We start from the raw sequence: 17,465 nt of genomic DNA, 5'->3' as shown, positions 1-17,465 counted from the left end.
AAACACATCCGAAGGGAAATCCGCATGAGATATACGAGAGGGATCACCACAGCGGTGACGGCCACGGTCGTCCTCGCGCTGGCAGGAACCAGTCTGGCGAACGCCGCACCCACCTCAGGCGACTCCGCACCGATGCCCTGCACCGCCCTGGGAGTTTTCGGCGTTCAGGGGACCAACCAGTCCGCTCCGGATGCCGACCCCACCATCGACAGCGGCTTCCTCGGCATGTCGGTGATGGTGCCGTTGCTCCAGTCCGCTGCCGGTGAGGTCTCACGGATGCTCGTCCCGTACGCCGCCGACTTCGGTTGGCGAGGAGCGACGTACGAGCAGTCGATGACCGAGGGGGTCGACAAGACCAGCCAAGCGATCGCCGATTACGCCGATCGGTGCCCCTCGTCGATGATCGCGGTGACCGGATATTCGCAAGGCGCGCAGATAGCGGACACCGTCATCCGCAACATCGGCAGCGGCAAAGGCCCGATCACAGCGGACAAGCTCGCCGCCGGCGCCTTGTTCTCGTCCCCGAATCGCCCGCAAGGTGCCAGTACCTTCCCCGGCGGCTCGTCCGGACAGAGTTCACCGACACCGCCCAAGGGCGTTGCCACCTCTGCCTTGTCGGATCTGACGGTGACCACCCCGACCCCTGCTGACGGCGGCGGCATAGCCCCGAACTACGCCGCCTCGTCCGGGTACGGCTCTGTTGCCGGCCGCGTCGCCTCGTTCTGCACCGACGGCGACCTCGCATGCGCGACACCACAAGATGCGACGCTGGCCCGCACGGTCACCAACATCGCTGGGCAGCTGCACCTCGAGCAACAGGATCCGCAGAAAACTCTCCTCGACCTCGCGGGCGCATTGGGTGGGGCGACAATTCGTACCGCCGCCGACGTCGTCAACGACGACATCAACTTCTCAGGCGGCCGGTTCACCGTGCAGTCGTCCGGAAAGACCATCCTCGGGCGCCTGTCCACGAATTCCGATCCGCGCTCCGCCACTCCGGACGCGGACGCCGATGTCATCCGGGCAGTCATCAAAACCGGTGTCATGGGATTGCAAGCGGGCATCGCGGTCGCGAAGAAAGTCCTCACACTGGACACGATCGGCACCCTCGCCACCGTCGGCATGGCCAATCCCCCTGCTGCACTGGGCATCTTGGCAGCGAAAGTCGGGGACGCGGCAATGAGTTTGTTCCCGCCGTCCACCGGCACCCAGATCCAGAAGTACATCTACAACGAAGTCCAGCGCGGCATTTCCGACAACAAGGACCTGCTGAAGATGGCAACGCAGGTCAAGTACTGGGACACGGCCCGCAACCACGGCACCTACGACTCGATTCCCGTGGGAGGAAAAGGGCAGACCCCGGCGAAGTTCACCGTCGAGTGGTTCTCCACCCTCGCGAAAGAACTCTCGTCCGGATCCACGTCGGTCGGGGCGAGCACCACGAAAACAGCCTCGCCGACGACTCGTCCGAGCGGGACGCCCTCTGCGGCCCCCTCGTCGTCGACGCCGCTGACCAGCTCGATATCCGCCACGACATCGGCGGTTTCTCCTGAAATCGTCGGGCCGGGCGGCGCGTTCGCGCCTGCCCAGATCCCGACTCCTACTCAGGCGCCAGCCGCCGCACCGCCCGCGCAGTGATCGGTCGGCGGCGCACGGAACTCCTCTGCTGCGCCGCCGCCCAGCAAACCCCGCCGGCGCACTGACGTTCCACTCCAACCGAAGGGACCATCTCGTGTCAGATGACAGCAGCAGCGGAGGCGTCGGCGGTGCCATCGTCGTTGTCGGTGCCGCAGCCGTCGCGTTCCTTCTGATGATCATGGCCGTGGTGGTCGTTCTCGTTTCCGAGGACGAAGAGTGCGCTCCCGTCGAAAACGGGGGCGGGCAGGTTGCCGCTGCTGGTTCGCTGGTCAAGCCCACCAAGTCGTCCGAGACAACGGACACCTCTCCGTTCGGTCCGCGATGGGGCACCGAACACAAAGGTCTCGACCGTGCGGGTCCTGTCGGTACCCCGATCTACGCGTTCACCGACGGCCGCGTTCGTGAAGCCGGTCCCGCTGACGGCTTCGGGAACTGGATCATCGTCGATCATGAAATCGAGGGCCACGTATACAGCAGCGTTTACGGGCACATGTTCGACGACGGTGTGATGGTCCGCGCTGGAGAGCAGGTCCGTGGCGGTCAGCAGATCGGGGCGATCGGCAATGCCGGCGGCTCGACCGGGCCGCACCTTCATTTCGAGGTGTGGGACGGGGGTCGTCTACCCGACGGCGCCGGTACCGCGGTGGATCCAGGGCCGTGGATCGACAAGGCCGCCGAGCCCGGCGAGGCTCCCGCTGCGCCGGCACCGACTTCCCCGGGCTCGGGTGATGCGGGTGATGAAGGTTCCGGGTTCGGAGGTTTGGACGGCCGACAGTTGGCGATCGCGAAGCAGATCGTCGCGGTCGGTGAAGTCATGGGCATTCCCGATCGCGGTGTCGTCGTCGCGCTCGCAACCGCAAGCCAGGAATCCGGCTTTCGCATGTACGCCAATGACGGCACCGATCCTCGCCTCGAAGCCGATCAGAAGGACGTGGGCCGATCCCTGGACTTCCCGCACGATGCTGTCGGACGAGATCACGGCTCCGTCAATCAGTTTCAGCAGCAGTACCCGTGGTGGGGAACGCTCGAAGAACTGATGAACTCTGCCACTGCATCACGCAAATTCTACGAAGCGTTGGCCAAGCAGAGCGGGTGGGAATCGCTACCGATTACCGTCGCAGCACAGAACGTTCAGGGATCGCTGTACCCGGACGCGTACGCCGACGACGAGCCGATCGCCACCACGTTGGCGGCCAAGTTCAAGGGCGCCGGGGCGAACATGTCCGAAGCCGACCTCGCATCCATCGCAGCTGGTGGAGCCATCGCCGTCGCCGACGGCGGCAGCGCTGCCTGCAACGATCAGCAGCCCGCACCCGGTAGCGGCGGCGGCGAGGGTCCGGCCAGCGAGTTCGGACGAGCCATCATCCTGGCTGCCTCGCGCTGGATCGGTACCCCGTACGTCTGGGGCGGTGGCGACACGAACGGCCCCACCGGCGGCGGATTCGACTGCTCAGGTCTGACGCTGTACGCGGTCTACCAGGCATCCGGCGGACGAATCAGCCTGCCGCACTTCACCGGATCGACCGCAGATCCCGGACAGCTCTACGACTCACGCGGCGCAGAGGTCCCCATCGACCAGAAACAGCCCGGCGACCTGATCTTCTTCGGCCCCGCCTCGAACACGCACCACGTCGGCATCTACTACGGCCTCGAGAACGGCGAAGAGATGTTGCTTCACGCTCCGACCGAAGGCCAGACCGTCACCATCGCTCCGCTGTCGGGGATGTCGGGAGAACAAATGCACGTCCGCCGCTTCGGCGCATCACAACCGCAACCGCAGGAGGCACGATGACACACCGGACTGACCGCAGACCGATGAGGTTGACCGCGTTCGCCGCCATGACCTTCGCTGTTCTCGCACTTGTCGGATGCGGGCGCAGCGATGACCACGACCACCCGATGGATGAGGGCGGCCCCACCCAATCTTTGACTGTTCCCGCCGATCCCACTCTGCCGGAACCGTTTTCCTCGGTCGATCAAAGCGATCCGGAAGCCGTGATGGTTGCGGCCGCGCAAGCTCTGTTCTCGTACAACCCCGGGGCGGACACCAACCAGATCGACGCAGCGAACCGGGCAGCACCGTTGCTCGACGAGCGGTACTACACCGACAACGCGTCGTCCTTCATTACTTTGGCACCGATCACCGGTCGCCAATGGGAGTCCTGGCGTGAGCGCAGCGCGGTGGCCACGGCCACGGCGACGGTGACCGCCGACAATCACCCCGAGGACAAGCCTGCGAAGGTCTCGCGAGTCGTGGCCGTGACGGTGACCGCCGTCGATGCCGGCGGCCGGGAGATTGATCGGGTTCCGTTCGCGGCGTACATGACCGCCACCAAGCTCGGTGTGTGGCGCGTGAGCGCGGTGATGGTCCGATGACCAGCGCATATGCCGATGTCCCGCGTCGCGGTGCTCCGATGCCGAGCGGTCCACGCATCGCGGGGGCTGTGATGCCCGGGACCGATGAATCCGCTCCGATCTGGGAAGGCCCGATCGAACGTGAGGCTCTGACCCCCGCCCGGCCGCTTGTCTGGCTTCTCGGAGCTACCGGCGGCGCCGGAGTCTCCTCGCTGACGCGTTCCCTCGCGTACGCGGGGGACTGCCAGCGCGGCTGGCCCGGATACATCGGTGACCTACCGGGCGCGGACTCACCGCTGGTGGTGCTCGTTTTTCGCACGACGATGCACGGCGCAGAGCGTGCTCATTCACTGCTTCTGCAACACGCCGCCGGTGGCACGCCGGAAGGAACACACATCCTCGGCGTCGTGTCCGTCGCCGACAGTGATCGCCCACTGTCCAAGCCGGTCCGGAACCGTCTGGCCGTCGTCGAGTCGCTGGCGCGCTCGCTGGCCGGTCACTGCTGGGACGTGCCGTGGCTCGAGCCCTGGCGGGTCATGCCTCCTCGCGAACTTCCCGAGTGGTCTCCGTCCTCGACGTTGCCGGCCGACAAGAAAGCGGCGCGTGACCCGACGAGATACCCCGTCGCCCCGGTGATCGCTCTCCACGACCAGATCCGAGTCGCAGCAGCAGCTCGGGTGAAGGAAATCAGTTCTTCCGCAACATAACTCGAAAGGCACTTTCTCATGAACGCACTCCACACCCTCAACACCTACATCCTCGCTCAGCAGCCCGCGCCCTTCCCCTCGCCTGGACAGGGCGGGGACGTGATCGACGTTCAGATGACCACTCCGCCGTCAGGCGACAAGTTTCAGATCCTGCTCGGCGTCGGCCTGTGGGCGGCGACAGCTTTCCTGATCGGACTGGGAATGATGGCCGGCGTCAAGTTCGCCCAGTCGTTCGCCGACGGCACCGCTGGACGCGGCGAAAAGATGATGGTGGTCGGCGTCGCCGTCGGCGCGATCATCACGTCCTCCGCCGCCTCGTACGTCACCTGGTTCATGGAGTGAGTACTTCGATACTGGCCGCGGGCGGCGGCATCAAGATGCCCGGCGAAGACGTCCTGGTCCCGCTCGGGCAGATGCTCGGGGTGTTCCTCTGGTTCGTCGCAGCCGGTCTGATCGTCGCCGCGATGCGCGCCGGTGTCGAAGTCGCGCACCGCTTCGACGACGGCGAAGTCACCGGCCCCGGAATCCGGCGGTTGATCTCGATCGCCATCGGCGCCATCGTCACCGCCTCCGCAATCACGTGGGCGGGATGGCTCCTCATCTAATCCGTCTCGATTCCACTAGTCACTTTGCGAAAAAGAAGGAAATCATGGCAATTCACCGTTACCGCCTCGTCGGCGCTCTCGTCGCCGCAGCTCTCGCGCTGTCGGTGGCCACCGCGTGCGGATCGCCGGAGGAGGACCCCGGAACCGGCACCGCCGCGGCGGTCGACACCAGCGCAGCGCCGCAGCAGGTGACGTGGGAGAGCTACCGCGGTGTCGCTGTCCCTGTCTCCGCTGTCGACGGACCGACGAGCGTTTCGGCGAAGATCCCGTTCGGATACAGCCGAACACCCCAAGGGGTGGTGATGGCCGCCATTCAGGGCCAGAGCCGTCTCGCACTCGCACCGGACGAGACCTGGGCGCAGACCGCACAACTGCTGACCGCCCCTGGCCGGGGCCGCGACGCGTACGCCGTGGCTCGGGTGATGACCTCCATCACCACCGAAGCCGATCCTGCTCAGACAGCCCAGTTCGCCGGATTCCGCATCGAGGACTACAGCCCAGACCAAGCCGTGGTGTGGCTGGCCACACGGATGCCGGACGCTGCGCTGTCCGCGTCGCCGACCTCGCTGATCTGGCAAAACGGCGATTGGAAGATCACTCTCCCTGATCCGCAGCCCGAGACCTCCGAAGCTGCGCCCACCGATCCAGTGCCGTTGACCTCGCTCGACGGATACACCGCCTTCTCCTACGCCGACTGATCTTCCCCCGACTTTTCAGGAGCCATCCGTGAGTAACCGCACCGAACCCCGCGAGACCACAGAAGGATCGCGCCTTCGCCGCACCGGCGAGTGGTTGGCGACCAGCCGCACGACCGGGATCGCCGCTGCCGTGTTCTGCGCGCTTCTCGCGGTGGTCGTGGCCGTCGCCGTGTTCATCGCCGTCACCCGCGACGACGATTCCGCCGGCAGCGGCGCCCCCACTGCCACCCAGCCGCCCGCGACGGCACCAGCAAAACCCGACAGCGGCACTGCATTCGGCGTTCCGTCGGCGGATCTGTTCGGCCGCGTGATCGCCAACCCCGTCAACCCGCGTGGTCAGGCGTTGCCGCAGTCGTCGGCAGATCGCCCCTCGTTCAAGGAAGGTGACCCGGTCCCCGCTCCGGAGGGGTTGATGTGGCAGCAAGTTGGTCCGTTCATCCTGCCGTTCTCGACCTCCGACGGTCCCACTCGAGTAGATGGCCCATTGGCCACGGGTTTCGCTCGCACCCCTCAGGGCGCTGCGCTCGCTGCCTGGCAGATCAGCATGCGGACGGTCATCGACCAGGAATCACTCGATGCGGTCTTCGACAACCAGATCGAACCCTCGACACGGGGGAACAAGGCGTCGTGGGCGCCGAAGAAGTGGATCGACTGGAGCCAGTTGCCCCCTCAGTACATCCCGGCGGCATTCAAGATTTCCGGTTGGAGCGCTGACAACTCGTTCGCAGTCGTGGAGGTCGCGGCCCGCGACAAGACACCCGGCTCCTGGTTCACCACTCGCTTCGAGGTCGTCTGGCAGGACGGTGACTGGAAGATCCGCCGACCGTCCACCCAGCTTCCGCCGCAGACAATCACTTCGCTGACGGGGTGGACGGGGTGGTGAAGCGTCTGTCTGCGATCGCGGCTCTGCTCCTGGCTGTGCTGGTCTTCGGGCCGGTCGCGCTCGGGCATGCCCAGCCCCCGGCAGATGATCCGGGCACTTCGGAAACCGGACAACCGCCGGCTGACGACGACATGTATGCCGGTTGCCGCGACGTCGGTGATTCCGTACCGGTCGTCGGTGGGTTCCTCGAGCGGTTCTGCGACTTGGGCACTGCTGTTGCCAATCCACAGGACGCGGCCGGCGAGTTCGCCGACGGGATGTGGAAATCGGGCGTCGGCAAGGCCGCCGAAGTGTTCCTCGACGGTTGGAAAAAGGGCATCACTTTCATGCTGACGTGGTGGATGACCAACTCGGTCACCGGCGCGGTCGGAAACAGTGACACCGAGAACACAGTCTGGCAAGTGCACCAATTCTTGCGAATATTCCAGATAGCGGCGTTCATGATCTCGGTCGGGATCTCCGCACTCAAACTCGCCTGGGCCAAATCGCGTCTGGCACAGCAACATGCCGAAGAAACGGCAATGATGTTGACCCGCACAGTGTTCGCGTCCTGGACTCTGGTTCCGCTCATCCTCGCCGGCGACGAACTCTCCCGAGCAGCGGGTGTGTGGCTGGTTCAGGCGATGGTCGGAGAGAACATCGACGAAGCAGCGAACAAACTCCTCGCCGTCGCCGAAGTCGGCCCTCTCCTGGGTCCGGGCTTGATTTTCGTCTTCGCAATCTTGGGCATCGTCGGAACCGCCGTGCAAGCGGTGTTCATCATGATGCAGATCGCGATGCTGCGCCTCGTCCTCGGATGGGCACCGATCGCGGCCGCCGCATCAGGAATCGGCAGCGCCGGAATGCAGGCCTGGACCAAGCTACGGAATTGGGCGGTGGTGTTCGCACTGTTCCCGTTCGTCGCTTCCAGCGTGTACGGGATCGCTTTCCTCTCGGCCGCCGGTGCTACCGACGCACAAGGTGTCTTCGCCGGAATGATCCTGCTGACACTCTCGTGCCTGACGATGCCGGCGTTGGCGAGACTGATCGTTCCGGCGATGGGTTCGATGGCCGGCGGCAACGGCGGCGCGGTGCTGGGCGGCATGCTCGCCGCGACCGGCGCGAGTATGGGCGCTTCGATGATCCAGTCGATGTCCTCCTCGGCTGAACAGGATTCCGGGTCCTCCTCGTCGTCGAGCGTTCAAGGCGGCCCGAGTACGGAACCGACCGGCTCCAGCACGCCCTCATCGGGATCGAGCTCACCGGCGCCCTCGGGCGGTGGCACAGAAGCCGCATCGAGCGGTTCGTCCGGAGCAGCGTCCGGCGGCGCGTCCGGAGCAGCATCCGGCGGTGCAGCTTCCGGCGCGGCCGCGGCCGCTGGTCCGGTCGGCGCGGCCGTCGCCGTCGGGCAGGAAGTCTCCGACCGGATCGGCAGCGCTATGGGCGCCGTCGCATCGACGATCGGCGACAGCGCCTCCGGAGCAAGTGGGGGAGCGGACGTTCCGGACGAGCCGCAAGGTGGGCGGTCCGGATGAGCGCACACCGCACCGCACCGTTTGACCTCATTGATTCCATCCTCAAGGAGCAGCTATGAGCACCGAAGCACCGGCCCGCCCCAACACCTACGGCGGTCTTCACGAAGCCCCTTCGACGTACCTGTTCGGTGTGTCGAAGAAAATGTTCCACGTCTTCGCCTCGGGCATCGTGGCCGGCATCGTTGCACTGCTCGCCGGGTTCTTCATCTCCGGAGCGGTGATCCTCGGCGTAGTGGTGCTGACCTGGGCGCCGCTCGCTGCACGCATCGGCGGCAAGTCAGGGTACGAATTCGCCACTGAACTCACCGGGTGGAGCAAGCAGCGTCGGCGCGGCCAGCACATCCTGCGCGCTGGTTCTCTCTCGAACGCGCCCGGAGGCCGAACCCGAGTCCCGGGAATCGGCGCTCCGATCGAAATGTGGTGGGGCATAGACAAACTGGGCCGACGATTCGGAATGAGTCATCTACCGAAACTGCATCAGTACACGATCAGGCTGCGCTGCTCTGCGCCCGGATACAAAGGTGTCGAACAGGGGCAGGTCGACCTCGACGTCGCCAACTGGGGCGAGTTCATCAACCTCAGCGGACAGACGCCGGACATCGAAGCGATCGCCACCATCATCGAAACCCTCCCAGAGACAGGCGCGCGGCAAGACGCGGAAATCACGCGACTGTGCAAACCCGGCACCTCGGAACTCGCACAAGCGGTGGTCCGCGAATCGGGCACCGGCGTACGTCACGGAATCCAGTTGCACACCCACATGGCGCTCACCTTCACCGCGAACACGGAAGCCAAACGCAAGGATCCGATGGCGATGATTGCCGATCTAGCAGAACGTCTTCCGTCGATCTGCGCGAACCTCGGCACCTTCCGCGTGACCGCTGTCCCGATGTCCGATCACGAAATCTCCGCAGTCGTGCGCCGCGCATACGATCCCCGCCCGGTTGTCGAAGCCGAGGTGGAATCGTCACTGCGCAGCGGAGAGATGTACGTCGACTGGCTCGATGCCGGCCCGATGACGGCCGAGGAAACCAAAAACACCTACTTCCACGAAGGCGCGGCCTCGCGGACCTGGGTGATGAACGCACCCCCGTCCGGTGCCCGCAACGAACGGATTCTCAAAGCACTTCTCGAAGGTCACGGCGACGTCCCGCGCAAGCGCGTGACACTGATTCACCGGCCGATGTCCCCGGCCGACGCCGTGAACGCAGTCGAGAGCGGCTACGTCTACGCAGTCGGTGAACGCAATGCCCAACGCGGTATCGGGTCGGTCCGCGCAGACCTCAAGGTCAAGGCAGCAGACCGTACTCGCGTCGAGGTCGGCAACGGTGCCGGCGCGACAGCGGTCTCGCTGATCGTCACCGCGTCGGCAAGTACCGAAGCCCAGCTCGACATTCAGGCCGACACGATCGAATCCCTGGTCGCCGGGTGCTCGACGAAAGTACGGCCCGCATGGCGATACCAGGCAGCGGCATTTCTCTCCGGCGTCGGAGTCGGGGTCTATCTCCAAGACCACGCAACGACGGCGAAAACCTTGCAGGCCTGAACCGGCCGACCACCACCGAGAAGGAGAAAACGATGAGTTTGATGTTGCGCCGCCGTATCGCAGACCTGACCGGCACGTACGAACCCGGACGCAAGAAGCAGAATGCTTCCCTACGCGATCCGATGGCAGCGGCACGCAAACGCCGCCAGGCAGAGGAAAAACAACGCATCGCAGACGAGAAGGCAGCAGCGAAAGCCGCCGAACTCGCACGCGACCCTTCCCGAACCGAACCGAAATGGCGCCGCGCCCCCAAACTCACCGACCGCGGTTTCGCCGGCCACGGCGGCGGCAAGATGGGCGTCGTACCCAAGCCGCCGGAGTTCCGCGGCACCAGTGTGCAGGCATGTGGGCTCTCCCCGTGGGTAGTAGGCAGCACCTATCCAATGGTCGGAACCCCGCTCGGGAAAGATCCCGACGGCATCTCGTTCCACTACGACCCGATCACCGCCACCTACCGTTCACGCCGACAGAACACCCCCAGCGTGTTCATGCTCGCCCTCCCCAGTAACGGCAAGTCCACGGTGGGCCGCAAACTCGTCAGCGGCGGCATCGCCCAAGGTCACATCCCGTTCGTGTTCGCCGACACCAAACCCGACTTCACCAAAGAAATCGAAATCATCTGCGGCGATCGCGGCAAGATCGTGCGCCTGGGACACGGCGAGGGGTACCTCAACCCGCTCGCGATCGGAGCTCTCGGATCGGTGATTCCGCTGCTCGCGGACTTCCCCGACTTGCAGAAGAAAGTGATCAAACAGGTTCACCAACGCCGCAAGCGCGTGATGCAGTCGCTGTGCGAAATCGAGCGCGGAACAGCGCTGACACAGGCCGAACGCAACATCATCACCGCGGCGCTGCGCCTACTCGAAAAGGACCCCCGTTTCGGATACGACAACCCGCCGCTGATCTCCGACCTGCTCACGTTGATCGAGAACCCGCCGGAAGAGTTGATGCGCAAGGCGTACACCCGCGACAAAGACAAGTACCTCGCCAAGGTCGAATCCCTCCTCGAGACATTGTCCGCGCTGCTCGACGGCGATCTCGGTGAGGTGTTCTCCCAGCAGACGACCACCCCGATCGACTTCACCGGCGAGGATCGACCGACCGGTGTGTGCGTGGACATTTCAGCGCTCAGCCACGGTGACACCAAGCTCGAAGCTGCGGTGATGGCCGCATGCTGGGAGGACGGCTTCGGCGCCATCGAAGCCGCACACGTCCTCGCCGATTGCGGACTTCGCGACCGGTTGCTCTTCCTGGCCGTGCTCGACGAATTCTGGCGAGTCCTCGCCGGCCCCGGAATGGTCAGCCGCGTCGACGCCCTCACCCGCCTGACCCGCACCGTCGGAACGGCGCTGGTGATGATCACCCACACCGTCAAGGACCTCGAATCGCTCGAAATGGACTTCGACATCATGAAAGCCAAGGGCTTCATCGAACGCGCCGGAGCGTTGATCGTGGGAGCCCTGACCTCGGACGAAATGGACAAACTCGACTCCATCATTCCGTTCACCCGCGCAGACAAGGCATGGGTCTCCGCGCTGTCGTCCCCAGCCGGGTACGACGCCCAACTCGAAAAGCCCGGCCCACCCCCAGGCCGAGGGTTTTTCCTGCTCAAACAGGGCACCGAACGCATCCCGGGGCACCGTTTCGAGACCGTCCTGACCCCCACGGAACTGAAATACCAGTGGCACGACACCGACAGCCGGTTCGTCGACGCCACCGACGCCGGACACGCGGCACAGACAGCGAAGGACAACGCGGCATGAGCGGCAAACGCAGCACCCGCGGCAACCGCTACGGAGCAGAGGTGCGCAGTGCCACAGTAATTTTGGTCGACAAGCTGCGCCCTCAGTATCCGTCTCTGTGGGCAACTATCGAGCGTGTCTCCGCCGATACCGGAATCCACACCTCCACCGTGCGGGCGTGGCTACGGCAGCGGGAAGGCGCGGACGCCGTGAAACCACAACCGTGCGCCCCGAATTCCGAAATACATTCCCTCCGCGTCGAACTCGAAGCACTACGCGAAGTGAACCGTGAACTGATCGCCGCGAACAGAGGCCTGTAAATGACGCATATCTTCCTCTACAGCACCGCCACCGAAGCCGGTGAGCCGTCGGCCGCATTGCAGAGTGCAGTACAGAAGATGCACGACCTGGTCGCCGACCTCGAAACGAAACACCGATTCGTTGCAGTACAAGGACATTCACACACCGTCATCCCCGCTCAAGTAACGGGAACATCGTTGACAAGCAGACCACGTGCCGGTTACGCCGTCACGTTGACCACCGTCGTCGAGATACCGACGGACAACACGTAAATCCGACAGTTGGGAAACAACATCATGTTTGGACGATCCGCGAGTGGCCCGAGTGACGGGCAAGCTGGTGTGCATTTGGAGAGCGTCATCACCGGCCTGACCATAGCCGTTTTCGTGATCGCAGCAGTCAGTGTGCTGGTTCGGACTAGCCGCGATCACCGACGCCGCGTACGTCCGCAAGACCGGCCGGAAACCGCGCATATCACCGAACGTCAACGGCCTCCGCCTGATCGTCTTTTCACTGACCGCAGTCGCCCTCGTCGTCCTTCTGCGCCTCATGTCCTGACCGAAGTAATCAACCCACAGCTGTGCCCAACAATTTTCCGCCGAAGTTCTTCTCTGTAAACAGTTTCCGACACCGCAGGAGGTAAATCATGAGTAAGGGTTCCGTGCGTGATCCCAGTCAAGGTGACGTGGCGTTCGAGGTGCTCGGTGTGTGCGCCGGGATCGCGGTTGCCGGCGTCGTCGGCGCCTCCGTCGCGATGCAGTTCGGCACCGAGCAGGATGTTCCGGTCAATCCGATGGCGATGGTCGCGGGCCTGATCAAGGGCGATCTCGTGTGGGAGTCCGGCGCGAGCGTAGTGGCGATTGCCTTCGCCTTGGCGTTGATCGTGTTGGTTGCGGTAGGCATGTGGTTGTTGATCCTGCGCAAGCGGGACAGCACCCGCGTCGACGAGCTGGCCAAGTACATGGGCCGCGGTCGCGACATCGCTTCGTTGACGGAACAGGCATGCCGGGCGAAAGCCGAATCCTTGCAGGTGCGGCTCCGTCCCGACGACGTTGTCGGCATCCAGCTCGGGTACCTGTTGCTGCCGAGCAAGCCGGTGTTCGGGTCGGCCCCGATGTTGCGCGGCAGCTGGGAGGACCTGCACGTCGATATTTGGGGTCCTCGCACCGGTAAGTCGACCAGTCGCGTCATCCCCGCAGTTCTCGATGCTCCCGGCGCAGTCCTGACCACCTCGAACAAGCGCGATGTCGTCGACGCGACCCGCGACGTTCGAGCGGCAATGGGCTCGCAAGTCTGGGTGTTCGATCCGCAGAGGGTCGCCAATGAGGAACCGAGCTGGTGGTGGAATCCGCTCACGTGGGTGACCGACGAAGTCAGGGCCGCCGACCTGGCCGATCATTTCGCCTCCGGTGACGACGGACTCGAAGCGAAGACGGACGCATTCTTCGATCCGGAAGGAAAGGACCTGTTGGCGGCACTGTTCCTGGCTGCCGCCCTCGATCGCCGCCCGATCACACAGGCATATACGTGGGTCACGGACGTGCAGAACCAGGAAGCGGTGAAGATCCTTCGCCAACATGGGTACGGATTGCAGGCCGACGGCCTGGCCGGGCAGTACAACGCACCCGACAAACAACGCGGCGGTGTGTTCGGTACTGCCAAGAAGATGATCCGCTCGCTCAAGATCAGGACGATTCATCCCTGGGTGACGTCGGACGGTTCGTCCGATCCGCGGCCGCATTTCGATCCTCGCGAATTCGTCCGTTCCGGAGGCACGCTCTACAGCCTCTCCCGCGAGGGCAACGGTTCGGCCGGCCCACTGGTTACGGCGTTGACCGTCGCCGTGATCGACGCAGCCGAAGAAATCGCGACCACCTCGCCGAAGGGACGTCTGCCTGTTCCTCTCGTCGCTCCTCTCGACGAGGTGGCCAACGTCGTGCGCTGGTCCAAGCTGCCTAGCCTCTACAGCCACTACGGTTCACGCGGAATCATCATCATGGCGATCTTGCAGTCCTGGTCACAGGGTGTGGAGGTGTGGGGCGAACGCGGGATGAAGAAACTGTGGTCGGCGGCGAACGTCAAGGTCTACGGCGGTGGTGTCGCCGTCGATGACGGGGTGTTCCTTCGGGACATGTCCACCGCGATCGGTGACCATTGGGAGATCACCGGGTCGGTCACAGCCTCCTCGCAAGGCCGATCCACTTCCAAGCAGCGCACCAAAGTTCGTACGTTCACCGAATCCGAACTCGAAGCACTGCCACGTGGCCGGGCGATCGTACGTTCCTCTGGTAACCGGCCTGTGATCGTACGGACGGCGCCGTGGATGGCCGGCCCGCACGCCGACCAGATCAGGGCGTCAATCGAAGCCCACGATCCGGCAGCCCCGGCGACGTTGGCGGAAGCAGAAGAAGGCCTGTCCGAATGGCTCAAGCCAGACCACGCGGGGGCTGCGCGTGAGGCGGTGCCGCTGTGACCGCGCCGTTCGAGCCACCACCGGCCGGCGATTTCGATCCGGGTGAGGCTGACTATCTGCCGCCCGATGATGATGAGGACTATCCACCCCCATCCGCGTACACGCCCCTCAGCGGAGGAGATGAACCGAACGTCGAAGCGCCGCTGAGCGAGAACCTCGAGGCGATGGTCGGCAAGGCAGTTCTCAAACGCATCCAGAAGGAAGCCGACGCGATCGCCGAAGCGAAGTGGGCGGAAATCCTCACTCCAGAGCTGTACGCGCGACTCGAAGCCGCGGCGGCGGCCCGGTTGCTGGCGCAGCTCGAGATTTCACTCGCCAATCCGGAACCGGAGCCGGAGCCGGAGCAGCCGGCAGAACCGGAACTGGTGTTCGGATCGGTAGAAGAGTTCGTGCGCGAACGCATCGCCCCTGTCTATCGGCGTGAGGTGATCGAGGGGACGTCAAGGAACTGGTGCACGCAGTGGTGGAAACACGCCGAAGCTATCTCCCGGTTGGAAGCCCTGTGGCGAGCATGGGAGCGGCTGCGCCTGGATCCTTCGACCGGGATGAGTGTGTGGTGGCGCGATCACGCTGACCACCACATGGCACAGCTTTTCGATCCAGAGGGCACGTTCAAAGCGTGCTCGGTCCGCAGCGGTCATGCCGGCGGCGACTTCGCGATCGTGCCCTTGCCGATTGAACCCGCACCGTCGTCGATGTTCCCCGACATGCGTCTTTCCCCCGAACCCACGCCCACAGAGGCGTCACCCCACAAGGAAGGCAACAACTGATGTCAGAGCACGACGAAATCGGTGAGGTCAATCAAGAACTCACGCGCATGTTCCGGGTCGGCTTGCAGTCTGCGTCCCGTCTCGCAGAACAGATGGGCCGCGCACGGGAGAAGCAGATCCGCGACGCCGAAGCCAAAAGCGTGCAAGCGGCCCGGGAACTGCGCGAACGGCTCGTCGCCGAGCGCAGCGTGATCGAGGCACAGCTACGTCCGGTGATGACGGACCGCTGGTGGGAGGACGCCTCCCACGCGCAGATCGCCGACAGCTGGCAGCAGGCCCGCGGCTGGCAAGACCACTCGCAGCCCGCAGCCGACGCCGCAGATCGCATCCGCACGCAAGTCCAGACACGGTACGGAATAGATGCGGCCGCCCCCGGGATCGACCCGCGAGAAATCGAGAACCTGCTCCAGGCAGCCGAAGAAGCCAAGCGGGCCGCTACCGACGAACAGGAACTCGCCGAACGCGAGAACGTGAAGGCCTCCGAGCTGATGGCCGAAGCCGATCGGCTCGACAAGACGGCAACAGAAGCCGAAGGCACGCCGGCCGAAACTGAAATCGCCGAAGACGCAGACGCTCATCGGGCGGCCGCGGAAGCCGAGTACGACTCGGCTGAACGGCGCGATGCACTCGCCGCCGACATGAACGCCGGAGGAGTGGACAAGGAAACGATCGGGGCCCGGATGACGGCCGACCTCGACCAGGCCAAGCATCCCCGAGGAGCGGTGCAGACCGGGACAGGTAAACCACCGGCCGCAAGGAAAGGACGTCCGGGCAAAGGCCGCAGCCAAGAACGCCAACACACTGGCCGTTAGCAGTGCATCGGATCATCGCAACCGTGTTAATTGCCCGAACACTCAACTGCGTTTCAGATCCTCCCAGAACAAGTCAATGACGAACCAAGCGGAGCCGAACCGAGCCGAGCCAGAGAGTTAATCTGTGCCCGCCGTTACGACCATCTCGCCTCGATCGGATCCCACGATCCAGCATCGAGATGCTTACTGAGCAGTGGATTAAGGCATGCGCCAACAATGCTGAGGGCGCCATCAATACTCTTCGCTTCCTCTGGCAGCCCAGCAACCGTCTTGGCGATTTTGTTGTACCCGACAGGCCAGGGCGGAGCAGGCGACGTCAGTGCGAATGGCAGTTCCAACGAGCGTCGAGCGGCCTCGCATTCAAGCGCGGTACGGGTTATGGCGGCATCGATCGACCAGGCAGTGACGATAAGTGTGAGGTCGACGAGGTCGTGGTAGCGCGTCGAGGGTTGTCTCAGCTCGCCATACCGTTCGTACATCGCACAGGTTTTGTCTGAGATCTGTTGCGGTAGTGGGTATAACGCAAACTTAGGCATCGCCCCCAGCCCCTCCCACTCAAGGACTGGGAGCGGAGGGTGGTAATCCACGATTCCTACTGGATCAAGTTCCGTGGACAGATCAATCGGAAAGTCGGCGAGTTCTGTGACGCCGAGGTAGACCCTCACTTTCACGCTGGCTCCCGCGACACCGCCTGTCATCAGCCGAGGAGGGTCAAATACAAACCGGAAGAAGTCGAGGTCGGTGGGGATCTGCGCGATTGCTTCAAGTTCCTTGAGCGCATCGGCGACAGATGCTGAGGTGTGTAGAAGGTCGATGTCCTGGCTGTACCGTGCATCCGGTCGTCGCACCAGTAGCGAAGCCCCACCCTTGAGCATCCACCGATCCCCTGGAGCGGAAAAAACTCGCGCGAGGAATCGTTGTAGGAAAAACTCACGACGCAGTTGTTCGATCGTTCGGCCGCGCAGCGTGGACTGGTTTCGGAGACGATCCTTGAAGGAGCGAATGAACGCGGCCGTGTTGTTTGGCGAGGGTCTGTCGTTGGTCATAGTGCCTTCCGATCAGCCGGTGAAGTGGACATTGATCTCGCCCCGATTAACTGAGACTGTCGCTGTCACCGTTGAGCGGGTTGACCTTACTGTTGAGATCCGAGTCTTCAAGTTGCTTCTCCTCGCCACCGCAGTTGACCCTTTCGGGGGCGATCTTCTGCATAGACTGCACAGGGCCGACTAGGGCATCTTGAGCGAACACGTTCTGGCTGGCCAGTGCCTCCCTGAACGCCGTGTTCTCACTGAGTCGGGCGAGGACATCTTTAGTTTCCCGGAACGCCGCACTCTGGTTGACCAGTGCCTCCCTGAACGCCGTGCTCCCACTGAGTCGGGCGAGGACATCTTTAGTTTCCCGGAACGCCGCACTCTGGTTGAC

Annotated in this window: 19 protein-coding genes; 17 read left to right on the top strand and 2 right to left on the bottom strand. The window is 64.0% G+C overall.

Translation table 11 applies throughout. From position 1 onward, the window contains the following. Nucleotides 1–24 precede the first annotated feature (24 nt). The 17 genes from H7C86_RS30140 (at nt 25) to H7C86_RS30060 (ending at nt 16,043) form a co-directional block, all read left to right on the top strand. The gene (locus H7C86_RS30140) at nt 25–1,638 is read left to right on the top strand and encodes a cutinase family protein (protein ID WP_182262787.1); all 1,614 of its coding nucleotides are present in this window, start codon (nt 25–27) and stop codon (nt 1,636–1,638) included. Between the two features lie 94 nt (nt 1,639–1,732). Next, on the top strand, nt 1,733–3,430 hold the full coding sequence (locus H7C86_RS30135; RefSeq protein ID WP_182262786.1) for a peptidoglycan DD-metalloendopeptidase family protein: 1,698 nt from the start codon (nt 1,733–1,735) through the stop codon (nt 3,428–3,430). Next, on the top strand, nt 3,427–4,014 hold the full coding sequence (locus H7C86_RS30130) for a hypothetical protein (RefSeq protein WP_259349328.1): 588 nt from the start codon (nt 3,427–3,429) through the stop codon (nt 4,012–4,014). The genes H7C86_RS30135 and H7C86_RS30130 overlap by 4 nt, the downstream gene beginning before the upstream one ends. Next, nucleotides 4,011–4,700 carry a hypothetical protein gene (locus tag H7C86_RS30125; protein ID WP_182262785.1) on the top strand — a complete coding sequence of 230 codons (690 nt, stop codon included), beginning with the start codon at nt 4,011–4,013 and terminating at the stop codon, nt 4,698–4,700. The genes H7C86_RS30130 and H7C86_RS30125 overlap by 4 nt, the downstream gene beginning before the upstream one ends. A gap of 18 nt (nt 4,701–4,718) precedes the next feature. Next, nucleotides 4,719–5,042 carry a hypothetical protein gene (locus H7C86_RS30120; RefSeq protein WP_182262784.1) on the top strand — a complete coding sequence of 108 codons (324 nt, stop codon included), beginning with the start codon at nt 4,719–4,721 and terminating at the stop codon, nt 5,040–5,042. Beyond that, on the top strand, nt 5,039–5,305 hold the full coding sequence (locus H7C86_RS30115) for a hypothetical protein (RefSeq protein WP_019750044.1): 267 nt from the start codon (nt 5,039–5,041) through the stop codon (nt 5,303–5,305). Before H7C86_RS30120 ends, H7C86_RS30115 begins: the two co-directional genes overlap by 4 nt. Before the next feature lie 44 nt (nt 5,306–5,349). After that, nucleotides 5,350–6,003 (top strand): hypothetical protein, encoded by a 654-nt coding sequence (locus H7C86_RS30110; RefSeq protein ID WP_182262783.1) that lies wholly within the window; start codon nt 5,350–5,352, stop codon nt 6,001–6,003. Between the two features lie 28 nt (nt 6,004–6,031). After that, nucleotides 6,032–6,886, top strand: coding sequence for a hypothetical protein (locus H7C86_RS30105; RefSeq protein WP_182262782.1), 855 nt, complete (start codon nt 6,032–6,034; stop codon nt 6,884–6,886). Beyond that, on the top strand, nt 6,883–8,400 hold the full coding sequence (locus H7C86_RS30100) for a hypothetical protein (protein ID WP_182262781.1): 1,518 nt from the start codon (nt 6,883–6,885) through the stop codon (nt 8,398–8,400). The genes H7C86_RS30105 and H7C86_RS30100 overlap by 4 nt, the downstream gene beginning before the upstream one ends. A gap of 55 nt (nt 8,401–8,455) precedes the next feature. Beyond that, nucleotides 8,456–9,946, top strand: a complete 1,491-nt coding sequence (locus H7C86_RS30095; RefSeq protein ID WP_182262780.1) for an SCO6880 family protein — start codon at nt 8,456–8,458, stop codon at nt 9,944–9,946. A gap of 32 nt (nt 9,947–9,978) precedes the next feature. Then, nucleotides 9,979–11,709, top strand: coding sequence for a hypothetical protein (locus H7C86_RS30090; protein WP_051649727.1), 1,731 nt, complete (start codon nt 9,979–9,981; stop codon nt 11,707–11,709). Beyond that, the gene (locus tag H7C86_RS30085; protein WP_182262779.1) at nt 11,706–12,008 is read left to right on the top strand and encodes a hypothetical protein; all 303 of its coding nucleotides are present in this window, start codon (nt 11,706–11,708) and stop codon (nt 12,006–12,008) included. The genes H7C86_RS30090 and H7C86_RS30085 overlap by 4 nt, the downstream gene beginning before the upstream one ends. Then, nucleotides 12,009–12,260 carry a hypothetical protein gene (locus H7C86_RS30080; RefSeq protein ID WP_182262778.1) on the top strand — a complete coding sequence of 84 codons (252 nt, stop codon included), beginning with the start codon at nt 12,009–12,011 and terminating at the stop codon, nt 12,258–12,260. Nucleotides 12,261–12,390: 130 nt separating this feature from the next. After that, nucleotides 12,391–12,546 carry a hypothetical protein gene (locus H7C86_RS30075; protein WP_182262777.1) on the top strand — a complete coding sequence of 52 codons (156 nt, stop codon included), beginning with the start codon at nt 12,391–12,393 and terminating at the stop codon, nt 12,544–12,546. Nucleotides 12,547–12,634: 88 nt separating this feature from the next. Continuing rightward, nucleotides 12,635–14,461 carry a type IV secretory system conjugative DNA transfer family protein gene (locus H7C86_RS30070; protein WP_182262776.1) on the top strand — a complete coding sequence of 609 codons (1,827 nt, stop codon included), beginning with the start codon at nt 12,635–12,637 and terminating at the stop codon, nt 14,459–14,461. Next, nucleotides 14,458–15,231: a DUF4913 domain-containing protein gene (locus tag H7C86_RS30065; protein ID WP_182262775.1), complete on the top strand. Its 774-nt coding sequence runs from the start codon at nt 14,458–14,460 to the stop codon at nt 15,229–15,231. Before H7C86_RS30070 ends, H7C86_RS30065 begins: the two co-directional genes overlap by 4 nt. Continuing rightward, nucleotides 15,231–16,043 carry a hypothetical protein gene (locus H7C86_RS30060; RefSeq protein ID WP_182262774.1) on the top strand — a complete coding sequence of 271 codons (813 nt, stop codon included), beginning with the start codon at nt 15,231–15,233 and terminating at the stop codon, nt 16,041–16,043. The genes H7C86_RS30065 and H7C86_RS30060 overlap by 1 nt, the downstream gene beginning before the upstream one ends. Nucleotides 16,044–16,177: 134 nt before the next feature. Here H7C86_RS30060 and H7C86_RS30055 read toward each other — a convergent pair whose 3' ends face one another. Both H7C86_RS30055 and H7C86_RS30050 read right to left on the bottom strand, forming a co-directional pair. Continuing rightward, nucleotides 16,178–17,089, bottom strand: coding sequence for a nucleotidyl transferase AbiEii/AbiGii toxin family protein (locus tag H7C86_RS30055; protein ID WP_021334574.1), 912 nt, complete (start codon nt 17,087–17,089; stop codon nt 16,178–16,180). Between the two features lie 46 nt (nt 17,090–17,135). Next, nucleotides 17,136–17,465 (bottom strand): hypothetical protein (locus tag H7C86_RS30050; RefSeq protein ID WP_182262773.1); only part of this gene is annotated, 330 nt, incomplete at its 5' end.

It is taken from the genome of Rhodococcus sp. UFZ-B548 (assembly GCF_903819475.1).
Taxonomy (GTDB): Bacteria; Actinomycetota; Actinomycetes; order Mycobacteriales; family Mycobacteriaceae; genus Rhodococcus_F; species Rhodococcus_F erythropolis.
The sequence above is the reverse complement of the archived record's forward strand: the minus strand, read 5'-3'. Positions and strand labels throughout refer to the sequence as shown.